The organism is Streptomyces sp. SCUT-3 (assembly GCF_014083985.1).
Classification (GTDB): domain Bacteria; phylum Actinomycetota; class Actinomycetes; order Streptomycetales; family Streptomycetaceae; genus Streptomyces_H; species Streptomyces_H thermolineatus.
On the sequence record NZ_CP046907.1, the window covers coordinates 1,954,433 to 1,973,860 of the forward strand.

Here is a 19,428-nt window from a genome sequence, read left to right on the forward strand (position 1 = left end):
GGTCTCCTCGGGTCGTCGGTCGGTCACCGCGGTTCTCCTTCGCCGCCGTGCGGCTGTCCGGTGCGGCCGGTGATCACCTCGGCCGCCGCGCGCCCGCACACGCGGGCCGCGCCGTGGGTGGCGATGTGCAGGGCGCCCGCGGGCGCGGCCCGGGGCACCCCCATCTCGACCACGATCGTGTCGGGGCGCTCCCGCAGCAACGCGGCCACCGTGCGGGCCATCCACCGGTGGCGGTGCAGGTCGCGCACCACGGCCACGGTCCTGCGGCCCGACGCGGCGGGCAGCACCTGCGCCATCAGGCCGGGCAGGGCTTCCGGCTCCGCCTCCTCGGCGCCGACCCGGCGCACCTCGGTGCCGGGCAGGAGGCGGTCCAGTTCGGCGGCCACCCCCCAGGGGGTGCCGTCGCCGACGGCGATGTTGGTCACCGGGGTCAGCGCCAGGACGTAGGGGGCGGACCGGACCGGTTCGAACGGCCGCGCGGCCGTGATCCGCAGGGCCCGCCGGGCGGCGGCCAGGCCGATCCCCTCCCCGTCGCCCTCCTCGGCGCCGTCCCCGGGGTGCGCGGCAGCCTGCGCGGCGGCCTGCGCGGCGCTCCAGGCGCCCAGGTCACGGACGCGGGCGGCGGCGTCGGCCAGCCGCTCCTCGGCCAGTTCGCCGGTCCGTACCGCCCGCACCACCGCGTCGCGCAGCCGCAGGACGGTGGCCTCGTCGGCCAGGCCCCCTCCGACGCAGATCGCGTCGGCGCCGGCGGCCAGGGCCAGGACGGTTCCTCGTTCGATGCCCCAGGTGGCGGAGACCGCCTTCATCTCCATGCCGTCGGTGACGATCAGCCCGTCGTGGCCGAGGCCTCCCTCGGCGACGGGGCGGCGCAGCAGGTCGTGCAGGACGGCGGGGCTGAGGGTGGCGGGGCGCCCGGGGTCGAGGGCGGGCACGAGGATGTGCGCGCTCATCACCGCCTTGGCGCCGGCCGCGACCGCGGCGGCGAAGGGGACGAGCTCGCGCGAGCGCAGGGTCTCCGGGTCGGCGAGGACGCTCGGCAGGGCGTGGTGGGAGTCCACCGAGGTGTCGCCGTGGCCGGGGAAGTGCTTGGCGCAGGCGGCCACGCCCGCCGCCTGGAGTCCCTCGACCCAGGCGGCGGTGTGCCGGGCGACCAGTTGCGGGTCGGAGCCGAAGGAGCGCACGCCGATCACCGGGTTGCGCGGGTCGGAGTTGACGTCGGCCGAGGGGGCCCAGTCGAGGGTGACGCCGCAGGCCGCGAGCATGCGGCCGAGCTCGCGGGCCACGGCGCGGGTCAGGTGGGGGTCGTCGACGGCGCCCAGGGCGAGGTTGCCGGGGAAGGAGGAGCCGGTGCCGGCCTCCAGCCGGGTGACGTCACCGCCCTCCTCGTCGGCGGCGACGATGAGTTCGGGCTGTTCGGCGCGCAGCCGCGCGGTGAGGGCGGCCAGCTGCTCGGGGCGGTCGATGTTGCGGGCGAACAGGGCGACGGCGCCCAGGCCCTCGCCGATCCGCCGCAGCAGCCAGTCCGGGGCGGTGGTGCCGTGGAAGCCGGGCTGCAGGACGGTGAGCGCGTCGCGGGTGAGTGTGTCGACGGGTGCGGTGGTGGTCATCGGCGCGTCATCCCTTCACGGCGCCGGAGGTCAGTCCGGCCGCCACCTTGCGCTGCACGATCAGGAAGAAGACGACCACCGGGAGGGCCATCAGGGTGGAGCCGGCCATCATCGGCGCGTAGTCGGTGCCGCGCGAGGTGACGAAGTTGCCGAGCCAGACCGTGGCCGTCTGGTTGTCCTGGCTCATGATCAGCATGGCGTACAGGTACTCGTTCCAGGCCTGGACGAGCGCGTAGATCGAGGTGGCCACCAGCCCGGGGGCGAGGAGGGGCAGGACGACGCGCAGGAAGGCGCCGGTGCGGGTGCAGCCGTCGACCATCGCGGCCTCCTCCAGCTCCTTGGGGATGTTCACGATGAAACCGCGCAGCGTCCAGACCGTGAAGGGGAGCACGAAGGTGAGGTAGGTCAGGACCAGGCCGGTGATCCTGTCGACCTGGCCGATCTCGTTGAGCAGCAGGAAGACCGGGATGATCATGGCGACCAGGGGGACCATCTGCACGGCGAGGACGGCGACGATCACCGCCCTGCGGCCCCGGAAGGCGAAGCGGGAGACGGCGACGGCCGCGAGCAGGCCGACGACCAGGCCGATGCCGACGGTGGCGCCGGCCACGGTCGCGCTGCGGCCGACCGACCCCCAGAAGTCGCCGACCTCCAGGGCGTCGCGGAAGTTCTCCAGGGTGGGGGCGGCGGGCAGGAACTTCGGCTCCGGGGCGAGGGCGTCCCGGGCCGGCTTGAACGCCGTGTTGACCATCCAGTAGAGGGGGAATCCCGCCGTGACGGCGAACACCAGGGCCAGCAGGTTCGGGACCGTCCTGCGCCCCCCGTCCGCTCCCCCGCGGCGGGCCGGGGGCAGGGACCGCCTGCCGGCGGTCGTGCCGGGCACGCTCACTCGACCTCTCCGATCTTGAGCATCTGACGCATGTAGACGGCCATGACCCCGAGCAGCAGCAGGACGGTGACCACGGCGATGGCGGCGCCGGCGTCGTAGTCGTTGACCACGAACGCCTGGTCGTACGAGTAGGTGGTGAGCACCTGGTACTCGGGCTCGGGGTGGCCGTCGCGCATGAGGAAGACCTGCGGGAAGACGCCCATGTCCCAGATGACCGACAGCGTGGTCAGCATGACGATGACCGGCTTGAGGACCGGCACGGTGACGTGCCGGAAGACCTTGACCGGGCCCGCGCCGTCGAGGCGGGCCGCCTCCTCCAGCTCCTTGGGGACCTGGGTGAGGCCGGCGTGCAGGGTGATGGCGACGAAGGGCACGGCGCCCCAGACGACCAGCAGCACGATCACGGCGAGGCCCTGGGTGCTGTCGGTGAACCAGTTGTGGCCCTCCAGGTCGACGCCGGGGATGCGGCTGAACAGCCAGTTCAGCACGCCGTAGTCGCTGTCGAACATCCACTTGAAGACGGTGATCGCCACGACCACCGGCATCGACCAGCTCGCCACCAGCACGATGTTGACCAGGACCTTCACCCACGTGGAGACCCGCTGCAGCAGCAGGGCGACCGCCATGCCGACCGTCATGGTGAGGGTGACGGCGGCCAGGGTGAACAGCAGGGTCCGCAGGACGACGGACCAGAAGGCGCCGTCGGTGAGGATGTGCGTGTAGTTGGCGAGGCCCTGCCAGTCGCCGGGCAGGCCCTGCCACAGCTCCGCCTGCCCGTACTGCCTGAAGGAGATCACCAGCAGCCGCACCAGCGGGTAGCCCAGGACCAGGGCCAGCACCAGGAGGGTGGGCGCCAGCAGCAGCCAGGGGGCCCAGGCGGGGTCGCGGCGCGGTCCGCGTCCGCGTCCGCCTCCGTGGGGCTTGCCGGGCGGCGCCTTTCCGGGGTCGGGCCCCGGGGCGGGCGAGGGCCGCCCGGCCGGCGCCCTGGCTATGGATGTGTCAGCGGCACTCATCGTGCGTGCTCCTCAACTGTCCTGCTGTCCTGCGGGCTGCTGCCCCGGGCGGGGCTGGTCCGTCCCGGGGATGGTCCGTCCCGGGGATGCCGTCCCGGGACGGACCAGCCCCGGGGGAAGCGGGGCCCGGGGCGCCGCGGGGGCGCGCCCGGGCCCGGGGGCGGGGGCGGGGAGGGTCAGCCTCCGTTGATCACCGCGTTGATCTGCGCGTCCGCGTCCTTCGCCGCGGCCTCGACGGACTTCTTGCCGACCGCGATGTCGTTGAGCATGTTCTGCAGGACCTGCTTCTTCTCCACCTGGAGCCAGCCCGGGGCCATGGGGACGAACCAGGTGTTCTCGTTGGCCCTGGCCGCGGCGGCGGTCTCGGGGTCGTCGGCGAGCGGGGCGAGCAGCGACTTGGCGTTGGGCAGGTTGCCCTTCTCGATCAGGCCCCGCTGCGCCTTGGTGTCGGTGAAGCCCTTGATCCAGTCGGCGGCCATCTCCTTCGCGTCCGACTTGGCGGGTATGACGAGGTCGGACCCGCCGATGAAGTTCGGCATGAGGCCGCCCTTCGTGCCGGGCAGTGCGAAGGACTCCAGGTTCTCGGCGAGCTTGCCGCCGGTCTTGTCGAACTTCGGGTCGGCGGCGGTGGCGCCCTCCCAGCTGTTCGCGTAGATCATGGCCGACCTGCCCTGGCCGTAGACGATGTACCGGTCGGCGTCGTCCTTGTTCTTGTCGCCGTGCATGTACGCGTCGATGACGGCCTTCCAGTTCTTCAGGCCCTTCACCGACTCGGGGGTGGAGAGGGTGGCGGTCCACTTGCCGCCCTCCAGTTCGGCGATGTCGCCGCCCGCGTCCTTGACGAAGGCCATGCCCGTGTACCAGTCGCGGGTGGGCTGGTACCAGGCGGAGAACTTGTCGCCCTTCTTCTTCTGGATCTTGTCGAGGGCGGCGGTGAGCTCCTTCCAGTCGGCGGGGGGCTCGTCGACGCCGACCTCCTCGGCGATGTCCGTCCGCCAGGTCGCGGTGCGGGCCCCGGCGTAGTAGGGGACGCCGTAGAGCTTGCCGTTCCAGGTGACGGACTCCCGCAGGGCGTCGAGCCACTGCTCGGAGTTCTCGAAGCGCGACGGGTCGATCTCGGCGAAGGCGCCCTTGGCGAGGTAGCCCAGGGTCTCGGAGTTGCCCATCTCCACCACGTCGGGCACCTTGTCGGTGGCCAGGACGGCGTCCAGCTTCTGGTTCTTGGCCGTCCACTCGAAGTACTCGTGCTTGACCTTGACGCCCTTGTGCCGGGCCGCGAACGCCTGGTCGGCCTGCTTCACCAGCTCCGGCCAGTTCTTCTGCGCGTCCACGGTCAGCCAGACCGTGATCTCCCGGGCGGCGGCCTCCTCGCCCCCGCCGTCCGCCCCGCAGCCGGCGATACCGGCCGTCATCGCCGCCACGCAGACCGCGGCCATGAGTCCTCGCTTCACAACACCCTCCTCATGGGATGCCGACACTTCCCCCCACTGCCCACGAGACGGGGAGTGGTCTTTAATGGTTTAGACCAGTTGCCGCGAGCTTGGACCAGACCTTTGAGAGTGTCAAGGGGCGGGAGGGGACACGGGAAGCCCCGTGCACGACGGGGCGGCACCGCCCCGGCCCCGGCAAGCGGTGCACGGGCCGTGCCACGATGGGACCCACGACGGGGAGGAACCGGTGACGACAGCGGAAGCGGGAACGACGACTGTGCACGACGGGGAGGAGGGGGCCGGCGGCACCACCGCCCGGGTGCCGAAGTACTACCGGCTCAAACGCCACCTGCAGGAGATGACCGAGCAGCTGCCCCCCGGCAGCCCGGTGCCGCCGGAGCGCACCCTGGCCGTCGAGTTCGACACCTCCCGCACCACCGTGCGCCAGGCCCTGCAGGAGCTGGTCGTCGAGGGCCGCCTGGAGCGCATCCAGGGCAAGGGCACCTTCGTCGCCAAGCCCAAGGTCGCCCAGACCCTCCAGCTCACCTCCTACACCGAGGACATGAGGGCGCAGGGGCTGGAGCCCGCCTCCCGGCTGCTGGACACCGGGTACGTCACCGCCGACGAGCGGCTGGCGGGCCTGCTCGGCATACGCGCCGGCGGGCAGGTGCTGCGCATCGAGCGCCTGCGGCTGGCCGACGGCGAGCCCATGGCCATCGAGGCCACCCACCTGTCCGCCGAGCGGTTCCCCGGGCTGCGCGGCAGCCTGGACCGGTACGCCTCCCTGTACGCGGCCCTCGCCGAGGCCCACGGCGTGCGGCCGGCCGAGGCGGAGGAGACGATCGAGACGTCGCTGGCCACCCCCCGCGAGGCCGGGCTGCTGGGCACCGACGTGGGGCTGCCGATGCTGATGCTCTCCCGGCACTCGTTCGACGCCTCCGGGCAGCCGGTGGAGTGGGTGCGCTCGGTCTACCGCGGCGACCGCTACAAGTTCGTCGCCCGGCTCCGGCGCCCCGCCCCGTGAGCACGGTGAGCGCCGCGTGACCGCTGCGGGTCGGCCCGTTCCGCACCGTCACGGCGGCGCCCCGACAGTTTCCGTGCCGCAACAGCAGGGATCCGACTGATTCCGCACCGTTGCTCCACGGGTAAACGAGTCCTAACCGATATCTCCCGGGTGGTGCCGGAGGAGGTGAACTGCTCTAGATTCCAGCACGCCAGGGACCTGTGAAGAAAGGTCCGACAAAGCACCGGTGGTACCGGTCGCACGACAGGAGGAAGCCCGGTGCGCAGGGCGAATCCGAAGAGCATCGTCATATGGGCGCTGGTCGCGCTGGTGGGGGCGGCCGGCTGGACCATCCTCGCGGTGTCGCGTGGCGAGGAGGTGTCGGCTGCCTGGATGGTGGCGGCCGCCCTCGGCTCGTACGCCATCGCCTACCGCTTCTACTCCCGGTTCATCGCCGACCGGGTCCTCAAGGTCGACAAGGACCGGGCCACCCCGGCCGAGCGGCTCAACAACGGCGTCGACTACCACCCGACCGACCGCCGTGTGCTGCTCGGCCACCACTTCGCCGCGATCGCCGGCGCGGGCCCGCTGGTCGGCCCGGTCCTCGCGGCCCAGATGGGCTACCTGCCGGGGACCATCTGGATCATCGTCGGCGTGATCTTCGCCGGGGCCGTCCAGGACATGGTCACCCTGTTCTTCTCGATGCGCCGGGACGGCAAGTCCCTGGGACAGATGGCGCGCGAGGAGATCGGCCCGGTCGGCGGCGTCGCCGCCCTGGTCGCGGTCCTCCTGATCATGATCATCCTGCTGGCGGTGCTGGCCCTGGTCGTGGTCAACGCCCTGGCGTCCTCGCCGTGGGGCACCTTCTCCATCGCGATGACCATCCCGATCGCCCTGCTGATGGGCTTCTACCTGCGCGTCCTGCGCCCGGGCCGGGTCATCGAGGTCTCGGTGATCGGCGTCGCGCTGCTGCTGCTGGCGATCGTCTCCGGCAGCTGGGTCGCCGAGTCCTCCTGGGCCGGCACCTTCACCCTCTCCCCCGGCACCCTGGTGATCTGGCTGGTCGTCTACGGCTTCCTCGCCTCGATCCTGCCGGTGTGGATGCTCCTGGCCCCGCGCGACTACCTGTCGACCTTCATGAAGATCGGCACCATCGCGCTGATGGCGCTGGGCGTCTTCCTCACCCTGCCGACGCTGAAGGCCGACGCGATCACCGAGTTCGCCACCAGCGGCACCGGCCCGGTCTTCGCCGGATCGCTGTTCCCGTTCGTCTTCATCACCATTGCCTGCGGCGCGCTCTCCGGCTTCCACGCCCTGGTCTCCTCGGGCACCACCCCGAAGATGATCCAGAAGGAGACCCAGGTCCGGATGATCGGCTACGGCGCCATGCTGATGGAGTCGTTCGTCGCCATCATGGCCCTGGTCGCGGCCTCCATCATCGACCCCGGCCTGTACTTCGCGATGAACGCCCCGGCCGGCGTCATGGGCGAGACCGTGCAGTCGGCCTCCCAGGCCGTGGCCAACCTCGGCTACACCATCTCCCCCGACGACCTGGCGGCCGCCGCGAAGGCCGTCGAGGAGGAGAGCCTGGTCTCGCGCACCGGCGGCGCGCCGACCCTGGCGGTCGGCATCGCGGAGATCTTCTCCTCGGTGATCGGCGGCGCCGGCATGAAGGCCTTCTGGTACCACTTCGCGATCATGTTCGAGGCCCTGTTCATCCTCACCACGGTGGACGCCGGCACCCGCGTCGGGCGCTTCATGCTGCAGGACATGCTGGGCAACGTCGTCAAGCCGTTCAAGGACGTCAGCTGGAAGCCCGGCGTGTGGTTCGCCAGCGCGGTCGTGGTCGGCGGCTGGGGCTACTTCCTGTGGGTCGGCGTGCACGACCCGCTGGGCGGCATCAACCAGCTCTTCCCGCTGTTCGGCATCGCCAACCAGCTGCTGGCCGCGATCGCCCTGACCGTGTGCACCACGCTGCTGATCAAGTCCGGCCGCCTGAAGTGGGCCTGGGTCACCGGCGTCCCGCTGGCCTGGGACCTGATCGTCACCCTGACCGCCAGCTGGCAGAAGATCTTCTCCTCCGACCCCAAGGTCGGCTTCTTCGCCCAGCGCGGGGTCTACCAGGACGCCATCGAGCGCGGAGAGGTCCGGCCCCCGGCCAAGACCATGGAGGACATGCACACGGTGGTCACCAACTCCACCGTCGACGGTGTGATCCAGGCGGTCTTCGTCATCCTGGTGCTCATCGTCCTGGCCGACGCAATCCGGGTGTGCGTCAGGGCGGTCCGCCGCCCGGCCGCCACCGCCCTGGCCGAGGTCCCCTACGTGAAGTCCGAGCTGGTCGCCCCGGCCGGCCTGATCACCACCCGCGAGGAGAAGACCGAGCTGGCCGCGGCCGGCGCGGCCCCGGGCGCGGGGAGCTGAGGAGGAGACGATGACGACGACGGCGCCGGCGAACGCGGCACGGAGCCCCCTGCGGGCCCTGCGCAGGGCGGGCCGCACCCTGTGGTGGTACCTGCGCGAGGTCTCCGGGGAGGCCGACTACGAGCGCTACGTCGCCCACGTGCGCCGGCACTCGCCGGACGCGCCGGTGAAGTCCCGCCGGGAGTTCGAGCGCTGCCGCACCGACGAGCAGGAGGCGGACCCCCGCAAGGGCTTCCGCTGCTGCTGAGGCCGCCGCGGACCGCCGCCGCACGGCACGGCCCCGCACGGCACCGCCGACGCCCCCCGGCCCCGCGCACCCGCGCGGGGCCGGGGGGCGTCGGCGTCCGGCCGGGGCGGCCCGCGGCGGGAACCCGCTGGTCGGCGCAGTGGGGCGGGGTGTGCGAGGATCCCGGAAAACACCGTGGGACAAGGGGACTTCGCATGCTGCCCAGCCGTCTTGATCCGGAGCGGGCCGCCCGCCTGTCCGCCCTCGTGGCCGAGTACCGGCCGCAGGCCGTGGACGCCGCCGCCGTGGTGCGGATCCAGGAGGACCTGTACGGGCGGGGGCTCAACACCATGGACGCGATCCTCGTCACCCGCGAGCTGATCGGCGCCGGCCCCGGCGGGCTGGGCCGGGCCCAGGAGATCGTCCTGGCGCACCCGTCGCGGGCCGCCGAGTGGCAGGCGCAGCAGGAACTGATCGAGGGGCTGGAGCGGAGCTGAGCCGCCCGCCGCCCGCCGCGCCGCGGCCGCCCGCGCCACGGGGCCCGGCCCAGGGCGGCCGTGGCCCGCGGGCTCCCGCAGCCGCAGGCCCGGAGGACCGGCCGGTCCCGGCACAACATATGGGGGTGCGCGAGCCGAGCACCACAAGATGTATGCTCGGTCCGCTGTCGAGCAGGGGAATCCGGTGCGAGTCCGGAACTGCCCCGCAACGGTGAGCGGGCGCCGCGTGCGCCCGTGAGTCCGAGGACCTGCCGGCGGTGCACCCGGCATGCGTCCGCGCCCGGGTGCCCGACGTCCGGGCCTCGTGGATTGGGCCGGCGGACGCGCGCCGCGGCGTGCCCACGACACGGGCCCGTGCCGGCGGCGCGCCCTGCCCTCCCCGAGGCCCTGCCATCGAGGGAGAAGAGCACGTGACGATCGCACCGGCCGAATCCGCCCCGTCCGACGGGGCCGCCACCGGCGGCCCGCCGTCCGCGTCCCCCGCCGGGGAGACGGCCGCCGGCGAGGGGCCCGGCAGCCGCCGGGAGGAGACCGGCGCCGCGCTGCTGCGCACGCTGACCGGTCTGGCCGCCGACCTGCCCGACACCGACCCGGGCCGGGTCGCCGCCGCCGCGCTGCGCGGCCGGCACGCCGGGGCGACCGCCTCCGACCTGCGGGACCTCGCCGTCGAGGCGGCCGCGGGCCTGATCGTCGAGGACCCCCAGTACTCGCGGCTCGCCGCCCGCCTGCTGACCGGCGCGATCGCCGAGGAGGCGGCCGGGCAGGGCGCCGTCTCGTTCTCCGCCTCGGTCGCGGTCGGGCACCGCGAGGGCCTGGTGGCCGACGCGACCGCCGCGCTGGTGCGCGCCCACGCCGCCCGCCTGGACACCCTCGTCGAACAGGCCCTGGCCGACGGGGCCGACGACCGCTTCGGCTACTTCGGGCTGCGCACCCTCCAGGGCCGCTACCTGCTGCGGCACCCGGTCACCCGCAAGGTGGTCGAGACCCCGCAGCACTTCCTGCTGCGGGTCGCCTGCGGCCTGGCCGAGGACGGCTCGGCCCGGGCGGTCGACGAGGTGGCGTCGCTGTACGGGCTGATGAGCCGGCTGGACTACCTGCCCAGCTCCCCCACCCTGTTCAACTCCGGCACCCGGCACCCGCAGATGTCCTCCTGCTACCTGCTGGACTCGCCGAAGGACGAGCTGGACTCGATCTACGAGCGGTACGCGCAGGTCGCCCGGCTGTCCAAGCACGCCGGCGGCATCGGCCTGTCCTGGAGCCGGGTGCGCTCCCGCGGTTCGCTGATCCGCGGCACCAACGGCCACTCCAACGGCATCGTGCCGTTCCTGCGGACCCTGGACGCCTCGGTGGCCGCGGTCAACCAGGGCGGCCGCCGCAAGGGCGCGGCCTGCGTCTACCTGGAGACCTGGCACGCCGACGTCGAGGAGTTCCTGGAGCTGCGGGACAGCACCGGCGAGGAGGCCCGCCGCACCCACAACCTCAACCTGGCGCACTGGATCCCGGACGAGTTCATGCGGCGCGTCGAGGCGGACGGCACATGGTCGCTGTTCTCCCCCTCCGAGGTGCCCGAGCTGGTGGACCTGTGGGGCGAGGAGTTCGACGCCGCCTACCGCGCGGCCGAGGCGGACGGCCGGTTCGTCCGGCAGGTGCCGGCCCGGCAGCTGTACGCGCGGATGATGCGCACCCTGGCGCAGACCGGCAACGGCTGGATGACGTTCAAGGACGCGGCCAACCGCACCGCCAACCAGACCGCCGAGCCGGGGAACGTCGTCCACTCCTCCAACCTGTGCACCGAGATCCTGGAGGTCACCGACGACGGCGAGACCGCCGTGTGCAACCTCGGCTCGGTCAACCTGGCCGCCCACCTGGGCGAGGACGGACAGATGGACTGGGAGCGGCTGGACGCCACGGTGCGCACGGCGGTCGTCTTCCTGGACCGTGTGGTGGACGTCAACTTCTACCCGACCGGGCAGGCCGCGGCCTCCAACAGCCGCTGGCGGCCGGTGGGCCTGGGCGTGATGGGCCTGCAGGACGTGCTGTTCCGGATGCGCCTGCCCTTCGACTCGCCGGAGGCGGTGCGGGTCTCCACCCGGATCGCCGAGCGGATCATGCTGGCCGCCTACGCGACCTCCGCCGACCTGGCGGAGCGCCACGGGCCGCTGCCCGCGTGGGAGTCCACCCGCACCGCCCGCGGCGTGCTGCACCCCGACCACTACGGGGCCGGGACGCACTGGCCGGAGCGCTGGGCCGCGCTGCGCGAGCGGATCGCGGCGGTCGGCATGCGCAACTCGCTGCTGCTGGCGATCGCCCCGACCGCCACCATCGCCTCGATCGCCGGGGTGTACGAGTGCGTCGAGCCACAGGTGTCCAACCTGTTCAAGCGCGAGACCCTCTCCGGCGAGTTCCTCCAGGTCAACGCCTACCTGGTGCGGGACCTGAAGGAGCGCGGGCTGTGGACGGCCGCCACCCGCGACGCGCTGCGCGAGGCGAACGGGTCCGCGCAGGCGGTCGCCGGGCTGCCCGAGGAGGTGCGGCACCTGTACCGGACGGCGTGGGAGCTGCCGCAGCGCGCGCTGATCGACATGGCGGCCGCCCGCACCCCGTTCCTCGACCAGAGCCAGTCGCTGAACCTGTTCATGGCCTCGCCGACCATCGGCAGGCTCAGCTCGATGTACGCGTACGCCTGGCGCAAGGGCCTGAAGACCACCTACTACCTGCGCTCGCGGCCGGCGACCCGGATCGCCGCCGCGGCCGGCTCCTCCGCGGCCGGCTCCCCCGCGACGGGTGCCGCCGGCCCCGTCCCCGTCCCCGTTCCCCCCTTCGTTCCGGCGGAGCAGCCGGAGGCGGCCGAGGCCGTCGCCTGCTCCCTGGAGAACCCCGAGTCCTGCGAGGCCTGCCAGTGACCGCGTCCGCCGAGAACACCGCCGGGAACACCGCCGGGGCCGCCCCCGGGAACACCGCCGGGACCGCCGTACGGAGGAAGAACCTGCTGGACCCGGGGTTCGAGCTCACCCTGCGCCCCATGCGCTACCCGGCCTTCTACGACCGCTACCGGGACGCGATCCGCAACACCTGGACCGTGGAGGAGGTGGACCTGCACTCCGACGTCGCCGACCTGGCCAGGCTCTCGCCCGGCGACCAGCACCTGCTGGGCCGCCTGGTCGCCTTCTTCGCCACCGGCGACTCGATCGTGGCGAACAACCTGGTGCTGACCCTGTACAAGCACATCAACTCCCCCGAGGCGCGCCTGTACCTGTCGCGGCAACTGTTCGAGGAGGCCGTGCACGTCCAGTTCTACCTGACCCTGCTGGACACCTACCTGCCCGACCCGGACGAGCGGGCGGCGGCGTTCGCCGCGGTGGAGAACATCCCGTCCATCCGGGAGAAGGCGCAGTTCTGCTTCCGCTGGATGGCTGTACTCGAAGGAGAGGAGGGGGTCGAAAGACTGGACCGGCTGGAGAGCCGGGAGGACCGCCGCCGCTTCCTGCTGAACCTGATCTGCTTCGCGGCCTGCATCGAGGGGCTGTTCTTCTACGGGGCCTTCGCCTACGTGTACTGGTTCCGCTCCCGCGGCCTGCTGCACGGCCTGGCCACCGGCACCAACTGGGTGTTCCGGGACGAGAGCATGCACATGGACTTCGCGTTCTCGGTGGTGGACACCGTGCGCGAGGAGGAGCCCGACCTGTTCGACGAGGAGATGGGCCGTCAGGTCACCGCGATGCTGGAGGAGGCGGTAGAGGCCGAGCTGCAGTTCGCCCGCGACCTGTGCGGCGACGGCCTGCCGGGGATGAACACCGACTCGATGCGCGATTACCTGCGCTGCGTCGCCGACCAGCGGCTGCGGCGGCTGGGGCTGCCGGAGCGCTTCGGTGCGCAGAACCCGTTCGCCTTCATGGAGTTGCAGGGCGTGCAGGAGCTGACCAACTTCTTCGAGCGGCGGGTCTCGGCCTACCAGGTCGCCGTGGAGGGCTCGGTCTCCTTCGACGACGACTTCTGACGCTCCGGGCGCGGCCGCCCCGCCGGGTGCGGGGCGGCCGCGCGGGGCGGACGCGTCGTCAGACGCCGCAGGTCGGGGCGGACCAGTAGCGGCTGCTGCGGTGGTCGACGTGGGTGTGGTCGTCGTGGTCGGGGTAGCCCGGGCCGAGGATCCCGTTGAAGCCGTGGTAGCGGGCCTGCTTGGCCATGGTGCACAGGGTGTGCGAGCCGGCGCCGAGGTCGGCGGCGTCGCCGTAGAGGTGGCGGCTGCTGGAGGAGCCGCCGACCGCGCTGTTGCAGGCGTAGGAGCGGAAGCCGCTGGTGACCCGGATGGACTGGTCGCCCAGGGCGTGCCGCAGCGCCTCCAGCTTCCACATGGTGCGCAGGGCGTTGGACTTGGCGGTGGCCGCGGAGACCGCGCCGCCGGACCAGTCGCTGTTGCACTTGTTCAGCTCGGCGTAGCTGAAGTGGATCGGCGTGCAGTCGTCGTCCTGCAGCTCGTAGATCTTGCTGAAGGTCTGCGGGCCGGCCATGCCGTCGGCGGTGAGGCCGTAGGCGGACTGGAAGCGCTTGACGGCGGCGGACGTGGCCGGGCCGTAGCTGCCGTCGATCGCCAGGACGCCGCCGTAGCCGGCCCAGCCGGCCACGCGGATCTGCAGCTGGGACACGTCGGAGCCGGACATGCCCTCGGAGAGGTTGCGGCTCCAGGTGTAGCAGCCGTCGGCCTGGGCGGTTCCGGCGGTGGCCACCACCCCGCCGAGCGCTGCTGTCAAGGTCATGACAAGGGTGAGCAGGAGCCTGGTGGTACGTCTGAGCACGGGGGCCCTCCACGCGGTGCGGAAAACGGTCTCCCCAGAGGGTGGCGGCCCGTGTGACGCGCGTCAACCACCAGTCGCCCCGACGCGGTCGAAGCGTCGGGGCACGGCAGGTGAACGTACCGGGGCGACCGGGGCGACCGGGGCGATCAGGGCGGCCGGGGCGGCCGGGGCGGCCGGGTGCAGCCCCGGACGGCCCGGGGCCGGTCAGTCGTTGGGGACGGTCTCGTACTTCGGGGTGCTCTCGGCCATCTGCGCCAGCACGTCCTTGCGCTCGCGCTTGGACAGCCTGTCGATGTAGAGCCGGCCGTTGAGGTGGTCGGTCTCGTGCTGGAGGCAGCGGGCGAAGAAGCCGGTGCCCTCCACCGCGACGTCGTTGCCGTGCAGGTCCTTGCCCCGCACCACGGCGTAGTCGGGGCGGGCCAGCTCCATGTAGGCGCCGGGCACCGACAGGCAGCCCTCGGGCGAGTCGTCCAGCATCCGCCGCCCGGCCGGGAGCTCGTCCAGCACCGGGTTGACCACGTGCCCCACGTGCCGCACGCCCGCGTCGTCGGGGCAGTCGTACACGAAGACCCTCAGGTCGACGCCGATCTGGTTGGCGGCCAGGCCAACGCCCTCGGCCGCCCGCTGGCTGGCGAACATGTCGTCCACGAGCCGGGCGAGGTCATCGCCGAACTCGGTGACCTCGCGGCACGGCGTGTGCAGCACCGGGTTGCCCACCACGGTGATCGGGCGGACGGTGCCGCGCTCGCGGTGGGCCAGCTCGCGCGCCTCGGCGTCCGTCGTGTCGTCCGTGAACTCCGGCGAACGCCGGTCCTGCTCTGTCTCCTGCTGGGACATGGTGTGCGTGGTGCCTTCCTCGGGCCTGGATGCAACCCTCCCAGGGTAGATGCTGCGGCCGGCCCCCTCGCGGGCCTCAGCAGACCTCCTCCAGGTCCCCCCAGTCGCGGGTGTCGGGGCTGTCGGCCACCCAGCCGTCCAGCAGCCCGTGCACCAGCCCCGCCGGGGCGGCGATTCCGCACTCGCGCTCGGGCACCCAGTGGGCGCCGGAGCTGCGGTGGCTGAGGTGCCCGGGGTGGCCCGGCTCGCCGTGGTCGTGGGGGTCGTGGTGCTCGGTGGTGCCGTCGTCGGTGGCCATCCGGCTCTCCGAGCAGGTGCGGCACAGCAGCCGCACCGAGGAGGACCAGTCCTCCGCCGCGTAGCCGGCGTCCGCGGCCAGCTGCTCCAGGGCGTCGCGGTCGGCCTCGGTGGCCGCCTCCAGCAGGACCAGGAAGGTCGGCACGGGCGACGGCGCCCACAGCTCGATCTCGTCGAAGACCGGGTACACCGAGCCGTCGGCGGTCGTGCGCTCGCCGTGGGGCACGCCGTCGTGCAGGACCACCTCGCCCCAGCGGCGCCCCGAGGAGGGCAGCGGGATGCTCAGCACCTCCACCCGGGCCGGGTCGAGCCGGCGGCCCCACACCACCTCGGCCTCCCCCTCGGGCGACAGCCGCACCGCGGCGCTGCCCAGCGCCAGGTCCACGGGGCCGTCCGGCGCGTGCGGGGTCGCCGGACCCGGCACCCTCAGCCCGTACGCCTGCCAGGCCCGCCGGGCCAGCGGCCAGTCCTGCAGGGCGGTGGCGGCGATCCCCAGGTTCCACCAGTCGGGGGCTCCGGCGTCGCGGTCCAGCAGGGCGACGGCCCGCAGGCCCGCGGCACGCGCCTGCTCCCAGTCGTGCCGGAACTTGTGCAGCAGCGCGAGGTTGTACCAGGACTCGGACAGCCACGGCTCGAGGTCCGCGGCGCGGGTCAGCAGCGCGCCCGCGTCCTCGTAGCGCCCGTCGCCGATCAGCGTGAAGGCGCGGTCGGTGGCCCTCCGCCACGTGGCGGAGGGCCGGTGCCGTGCTCTGCCGAAGATCCTCACCATGACCCGCCTGCTCGCTCTGCCTGGACGTTTCCTTCTCGTGGTGCCGCCGGGACTCCGCGGCGTGACGCAGTGTGCCGCACCGGTGTTCTGCCCACTCGGGCAGGGGTTCAGCCGGTGCCCCGCCCGATGACCGCCAGGACGTCTCCCTCCTGCACGACGTCCCCCTCCGCCACCTTCAGCTCGGTGACCCTCCCCGGCCCCTCGGCCAGGACCGGGATCTCCATCTTCATCGACTCGAGGATGACCAGGGTGTCGCCCTTCGCGACGTCCTCGCCCTCGGAGACGACCACCTTCCACACGCTGGCCACCATCTCGGCCTGGATTTCCGCGTTCACACTGCTCCTTGCCACCCGTAGGCGCCGCCACACCCGGAGAACGACCGGTTTGCAGCCGTTTCCGCTTTTCGTTGCGCATCCAACCACGTCACTGCGCGAAAGCGCTCATTACCTGCGGGTTCACCCGGGAACGCACAGGTCACGCACGGTGCGGGGATACGGTGGGACGGGTCCGGCGCAGAGGCGCCGGGAGGCGGGACGTGCGGGGACGTGCGGGGACGTGCGGGCTCTCCGGGCGCACGGCGACGGCCCGCCACGTGGGCGGGCCGTCCGGTGGTGCTTCGATCGTCACGGGCGCGCGTGGCCCCCTGTGCGCGGGACCCCGGCCGTGCGGGGTCCCGGGCGTGCAGGGGCCCCGGGCGTGCGGCCGACGGGGCGCGAGGAGCCCTCGGGGGTCCTCAGGCGGGGTCGGCCGGGGCGGCCTCCCGGCCGGCCGGGCCGGGGGCGGGCTCCGCCTCCACGGGGTGCTCGGGGGCCTCCCCCGCCCGGATCAGCTCGATCCGGGTGAGCACCTTCGACCGCAGGCCGGCGGGCACGTCGTCGGACCCGCAGCAGCGCTTGACCAGCTTCTTGACCGCCTTCTCCAGGCCGTACTTCTCCAGGCACGGAGAGCACTCCTCGAAGTGCACCTCGAACTTGGCGCACTCACCCTCGGGCATCTCCCGGTCGAGGTACTCGTACAGGTGGTCGAGGACCTCGGAGCAGTCCGTCTCGTGCGGCTTTCCGCAACTCATGACCCCGAGCCTTTCCGGTCGTCCGGCGACGCCCCCGCCGGTACGAGCCCGCGGTCGCGGGCGTAGTCCTCGAGCAGGCTGCGCAGTTGGCGCCGCCCGCGGTGCAGCCGGGACATCACCGTTCCGATGGGGGTCCCCATGATGTCGGCGATCTCCTTGTAGGCAAACCCCTCGACGTCCGCGAGGTACACCGCGATGCGGAACTCCTCGGGAATCGCCTGCAGCGCCTGCTTGACGTCCGAGTCCGGCAGGTGGTCCAGCGCCTGGGCCTCCGCGGAGCGCAGACCGGTCGACATGTGCGACTCGGCGCGCGCCAGCTGCCAGTCCTCGATCTCCTCCGCGGCGCTGCGCTGGGGTTCGCGCTGCTTCTTGCGGTAGGAGTTGATGAACGTGTTGGTGAGGATCCGGTACAGCCACGCCTTGAGGTTGGTGCCCTCGCGGAACTGGTGGAACGAGCCGTACGCCTTGGCGTACGTCTCCTGCACGAGGTCCTCGGCGTCGGCCGGGTTGCGCGTCATGCGCAGCGCGGCCGAGTACATCTGGTCCAGGAAGGCAAGGGCGTCGCGCTCGAAACGCTCGTTCCGCTGCGCCTGCGTCTCCTCGCCCGCAGACCCTTCGTCGGTCCCGGTGACCGGACCCACCTCCTCCAGCGTGGTGGCGGACCCGGTTGCGGACCCGCTGCAAACGGAGGATATAGGCCCGCCGGAGACACCGCCCACTGCCGCACCGATGGGGCGCACCGGTGTCCACTCGAGCCGGTGCGTCTCGGTTCGGGGCGGGCATGCGGCTGAGACCATGCGGCTGCCTTCCTCGTCGGTTCCTCGCGCCGTCGTTCGGCACCCCCGGACAACACCCCATTTCCGACGGGTATTCCCCCCTCCGGGGCGGCGGGAGGAGGGGCGGCCGGGAGCCGCCGTACGGGGGACGGGCACGGCCGCCGGCACCGGTGAGCGGCGGGCGGCGGCCAGTACCGGCAGGCGGTGTCAGACGGTTGCGTCCAGCCAGTCGGCGACCGCGGCGGTGAGCCGGCGCAGCGCCTCCTCCTGGCCGACGGCGGCCGACTTCGGCACGGCGAACCCGTGGTCGCCGCCGGGGACGGGCGCCACCTCGCTCCCGGCGGGGAACTCCTCGGGGCGTCCGAAGGGGTCGCGGTCGCCCTGGACCACCAGGGTGGGCAGCCCGGTGCCGAGGAGTTCGTCGGCGCGGCTGCGTTCCGGGCGGCCCGGCGGGTGCAGGGGGAAGGCCAGCGCGAGGACGGCGGACGCGCCGAGGGGACGCGCGGTGCGGCAGGCCACCCGGGCCCCCGCGCTGCGGCCCCCGGAGACGACCGGTGCGCCGTCCGCCCCGGCCGCGACGCGCTCCCACAGCGCCCGCTGGGCGGTGTCCAGCGTCTTCGGCGCGGGGGCGACCTTCTTCCCCGCGACCCGCCACGGCTGCTCGACCAGCACCACGGCGTGTCCCAGCGGCGGCAGCGCCAGGGCCAGGGCCCGCAGGTCGCGGGCCTCGACACCGCCGCCGGCGCCGTGGCCCAGGGCCAGCACGCAGCGGGCCGGGGCGCCGGCGGGCCGGTGCCAGGTCAGGCGCGCGTCCCCGGCCGGCGTGGGGACGGTCTCCGTCACGGGAGTGATGCTCATGACCGGCCACTGTAGGGGGCGGGCCGGGGCGGGGGCCGGGCCTCCGGGCGGCGGCGGACCACCGGGGTCCGCCCCGCGGGGTCCTCAGAACAGGGTCTCCGCGATGCCGCCGCTCAGGGGCTCCAGCAGGTGCGGGCCGTTGTTGCGGACGTTGCTGACCTCGGCGGAGACCGGGTAGGCGGTGAACGCCCCGGGCGGCGGGGGCGTGAGGAGCTCCCGCAGGTCGTCGGGGTCGGTGCGGGCCGGGTCCAGCCAGGCGTCCCACCTGTCCGGCGTCATGGCCAGCGGCATCCTGGGGTGGATGTCGGCCAGGGACCGCGGGCCGTGCTCGCCCGCCTCCGCCATCGGGGCGGTCTCGGCCTCGGTGGTCAGCACGGTGCAGGTGGACCACCACGCCTGCGGGTGGTCCTCGGGCAGGGTCCTGTCCCGCCAGAACTCGAAGAGGCCGGCGAGGGCCATCACCGAGCCGTCCGCGGGGGTGACGAAGTACGGCTGCTTGCGGGGCCGCTTGCGCGCCCCCTCCTCCTCCTTCTTGCGCTCCTCCCTGCCCGTGACCCACTCGTAGTAGCCGTCGGCGGGCAGCAGGCAGCGCCGGGCCGCGAAGGCCCGCCGGTAGGACGGCTTCTCGTGGACGGTCTCGGCCCGCGCGTTGATCATCTTCACCCCGACGTCGGGGCTCTTGGCCCAGGAGGGCACCAGCCCCCAGCGCAGCACCCGCAGCTGCCGCACCGGCTCCGGGTTCTCCGAGCCCTTCAGGGGGCGCTCCAGCACCGCCCACACGTTCTTCGTCGGAGCGATGTTCCAGTCCGGCGGGAGGTTCTGGTCCGGCTCCCGGTGCTCCACGTGGAACAGCTCCGCCAGGGCGTCGGCTCCCCGGCCCAGCGCATATCGACCGCACATGAGTGCAACACTGCCACGGCACTTCCCCCGCCGTGCGGCG

Annotated in this window: 18 protein-coding genes and 1 riboswitch; of the genes, 6 read left to right on the forward strand and 12 right to left on the reverse strand. The window is 73.0% G+C overall.

All coding sequences use genetic code 11. The annotated features are described in order from the left end of the window. Positions 1-23: 23 nt before the first annotated feature. The 4 genes from GQS52_RS08455 to GQS52_RS08470 form a co-directional block, all read right to left on the reverse strand. Positions 24-1,607 (reverse strand): glycoside hydrolase family 3 protein, encoded by a 1,584-nt coding sequence (locus GQS52_RS08455; RefSeq protein ID WP_182312811.1) that lies wholly within the window; start codon positions 1,605-1,607, stop codon positions 24-26. Positions 1,608-1,614: 7 nt separating this feature from the next. Beyond that, positions 1,615-2,460 (reverse strand): carbohydrate ABC transporter permease, encoded by an 846-nt coding sequence (locus GQS52_RS08460; RefSeq protein WP_259371068.1) that lies wholly within the window; start codon positions 2,458-2,460, stop codon positions 1,615-1,617. 32 nt (positions 2,461-2,492) lie between these two features. Beyond that, the gene (locus GQS52_RS08465) at positions 2,493-3,509 is read right to left on the reverse strand and encodes a sugar ABC transporter permease (protein WP_182312812.1); all 1,017 of its coding nucleotides are present in this window, start codon (positions 3,507-3,509) and stop codon (positions 2,493-2,495) included. 176 nt (positions 3,510-3,685) lie between these two features. Continuing rightward, the gene (locus GQS52_RS08470) at positions 3,686-4,960 is read right to left on the reverse strand and encodes an extracellular solute-binding protein (protein WP_182312813.1); all 1,275 of its coding nucleotides are present in this window, start codon (positions 4,958-4,960) and stop codon (positions 3,686-3,688) included. Between the two features lie 256 nt (positions 4,961-5,216). Between GQS52_RS08470 and GQS52_RS08475 the strand changes: the two genes are divergently transcribed. From GQS52_RS08475 to GQS52_RS08500, 6 genes are all read left to right on the forward strand, one after another. Then, a complete protein-coding gene (locus GQS52_RS08475; RefSeq protein WP_259371069.1) occupies positions 5,217-5,963 on the forward strand; it encodes a GntR family transcriptional regulator in 747 nt (248 codons plus the stop codon). Between the two features lie 258 nt (positions 5,964-6,221). Continuing rightward, complete coding sequence (locus GQS52_RS08480; protein WP_182312814.1) at positions 6,222-8,366, forward strand: carbon starvation CstA family protein; 2,145 nt, start codon at positions 6,222-6,224, stop codon at positions 8,364-8,366. Positions 8,367-8,376: 10 nt separating this feature from the next. Beyond that, on the forward strand, positions 8,377-8,613 hold the full coding sequence (locus GQS52_RS08485; protein WP_182312815.1) for a YbdD/YjiX family protein: 237 nt from the start codon (positions 8,377-8,379) through the stop codon (positions 8,611-8,613). 194 nt (positions 8,614-8,807) lie between these two features. Beyond that, on the forward strand, positions 8,808-9,089 hold the full coding sequence (locus GQS52_RS08490; RefSeq protein WP_182312816.1) for a hypothetical protein: 282 nt from the start codon (positions 8,808-8,810) through the stop codon (positions 9,087-9,089). Between the two features lie 140 nt (positions 9,090-9,229). Continuing rightward, positions 9,230-9,360, forward strand: a riboswitch (cobalamin riboswitch). A 271-nt stretch (positions 9,361-9,631) separates the two neighbouring features. After that, positions 9,632-11,992 (forward strand): ribonucleoside-diphosphate reductase subunit alpha, encoded by a 2,361-nt coding sequence (locus GQS52_RS08495; protein ID WP_259371070.1) that lies wholly within the window; start codon positions 9,632-9,634, stop codon positions 11,990-11,992. Positions 11,993-12,111: 119 nt separating this feature from the next. Further along, a complete protein-coding gene (locus GQS52_RS08500) occupies positions 12,112-13,086 on the forward strand; it encodes a ribonucleotide-diphosphate reductase subunit beta (protein WP_259371071.1) in 975 nt (324 codons plus the stop codon). A gap of 58 nt (positions 13,087-13,144) precedes the next feature. Here the strand turns inward: GQS52_RS08500 and GQS52_RS08505 are convergent, their stop codons facing one another. From GQS52_RS08505 to GQS52_RS08540, 8 genes are all read right to left on the reverse strand, one after another. Then, entirely contained in the window at positions 13,145-13,882 is a 738-nt protein-coding gene (locus GQS52_RS08505) for a D-Ala-D-Ala carboxypeptidase family metallohydrolase (RefSeq protein WP_259370658.1), read from the reverse strand. A 204-nt stretch (positions 13,883-14,086) separates the two neighbouring features. After that, the gene (gene def, locus GQS52_RS08510) at positions 14,087-14,719 is read right to left on the reverse strand and encodes a peptide deformylase (RefSeq protein ID WP_182312817.1); all 633 of its coding nucleotides are present in this window, start codon (positions 14,717-14,719) and stop codon (positions 14,087-14,089) included. A gap of 76 nt (positions 14,720-14,795) precedes the next feature. Then, positions 14,796-15,782: a hypothetical protein gene (locus GQS52_RS08515; RefSeq protein ID WP_182316303.1), complete on the reverse strand. Its 987-nt coding sequence runs from the start codon at positions 15,780-15,782 to the stop codon at positions 14,796-14,798. Between the two features lie 110 nt (positions 15,783-15,892). Then, positions 15,893-16,120 (reverse strand): biotin/lipoyl-binding carrier protein, encoded by a 228-nt coding sequence (locus tag GQS52_RS08520; protein WP_182312818.1) that lies wholly within the window; start codon positions 16,118-16,120, stop codon positions 15,893-15,895. 398 nt (positions 16,121-16,518) lie between these two features. Continuing rightward, positions 16,519-16,854 carry a mycothiol system anti-sigma-R factor gene (gene rsrA / locus GQS52_RS08525; RefSeq protein ID WP_182312819.1) on the reverse strand — a complete coding sequence of 112 codons (336 nt, stop codon included), beginning with the start codon at positions 16,852-16,854 and terminating at the stop codon, positions 16,519-16,521. Next, positions 16,851-17,651 carry a sigma-70 family RNA polymerase sigma factor gene (locus tag GQS52_RS08530; RefSeq protein WP_259370659.1) on the reverse strand — a complete coding sequence of 267 codons (801 nt, stop codon included), beginning with the start codon at positions 17,649-17,651 and terminating at the stop codon, positions 16,851-16,853. Before GQS52_RS08530 ends, rsrA begins: the two co-directional genes overlap by 4 nt. A 186-nt stretch (positions 17,652-17,837) precedes the next feature. Further along, positions 17,838-18,488 carry an alpha/beta family hydrolase gene (locus GQS52_RS08535; protein WP_182312820.1) on the reverse strand — a complete coding sequence of 217 codons (651 nt, stop codon included), beginning with the start codon at positions 18,486-18,488 and terminating at the stop codon, positions 17,838-17,840. Between the two features lie 84 nt (positions 18,489-18,572). Continuing rightward, on the reverse strand, positions 18,573-19,388 hold the full coding sequence (locus GQS52_RS08540; protein ID WP_182312821.1) for an SOS response-associated peptidase: 816 nt from the start codon (positions 19,386-19,388) through the stop codon (positions 18,573-18,575). Positions 19,389-19,428 lie beyond the last annotated feature (40 nt).

What these genes read in the sequence shown, in the direction of transcription:
- GQS52_RS08500 (WP_259371071.1), top strand. Translation starts at nt 12,112, where the DNA reads ATGCGCTACCCGGCCTTCTACGACCGCTACCGGGACGCGATCCGCAAC.
- GQS52_RS08465 (WP_182312812.1), bottom strand. Translation starts at nt 3,509, where the DNA reads ATGAGTGCCGCTGACACATCCATAGCCAGGGCGCCGGCCGGGCGGCCC.
- GQS52_RS08485 (WP_182312815.1), top strand. Translation starts at nt 8,377, where the DNA reads ATGACGACGACGGCGCCGGCGAACGCGGCACGGAGCCCCCTGCGGGCC.
- GQS52_RS08540 (WP_182312821.1), bottom strand. Translation starts at nt 19,388, where the DNA reads ATGTGCGGTCGATATGCGCTGGGCCGGGGAGCCGACGCCCTGGCGGAG.
- def (WP_182312817.1), bottom strand. Translation starts at nt 14,719, where the DNA reads ATGTCCCAGCAGGAGACAGAGCAGGACCGGCGTTCGCCGGAGTTCACG.
- rsrA (WP_182312819.1), bottom strand. Translation starts at nt 16,854, where the DNA reads ATGAGTTGCGGAAAGCCGCACGAGACGGACTGCTCCGAGGTCCTCGAC.
- GQS52_RS08535 (WP_182312820.1), bottom strand. Translation starts at nt 18,488, where the DNA reads ATGAGCATCACTCCCGTGACGGAGACCGTCCCCACGCCGGCCGGGGAC.
- GQS52_RS08490 (WP_182312816.1), top strand. Translation starts at nt 8,808, where the DNA reads ATGCTGCCCAGCCGTCTTGATCCGGAGCGGGCCGCCCGCCTGTCCGCC.
- GQS52_RS08455 (WP_182312811.1), bottom strand. Translation starts at nt 1,607, where the DNA reads ATGACCACCACCGCACCCGTCGACACACTCACCCGCGACGCGCTCACC.
- GQS52_RS08530 (WP_259370659.1), bottom strand. Translation starts at nt 17,651, where the DNA reads ATGGTCTCAGCCGCATGCCCGCCCCGAACCGAGACGCACCGGCTCGAG.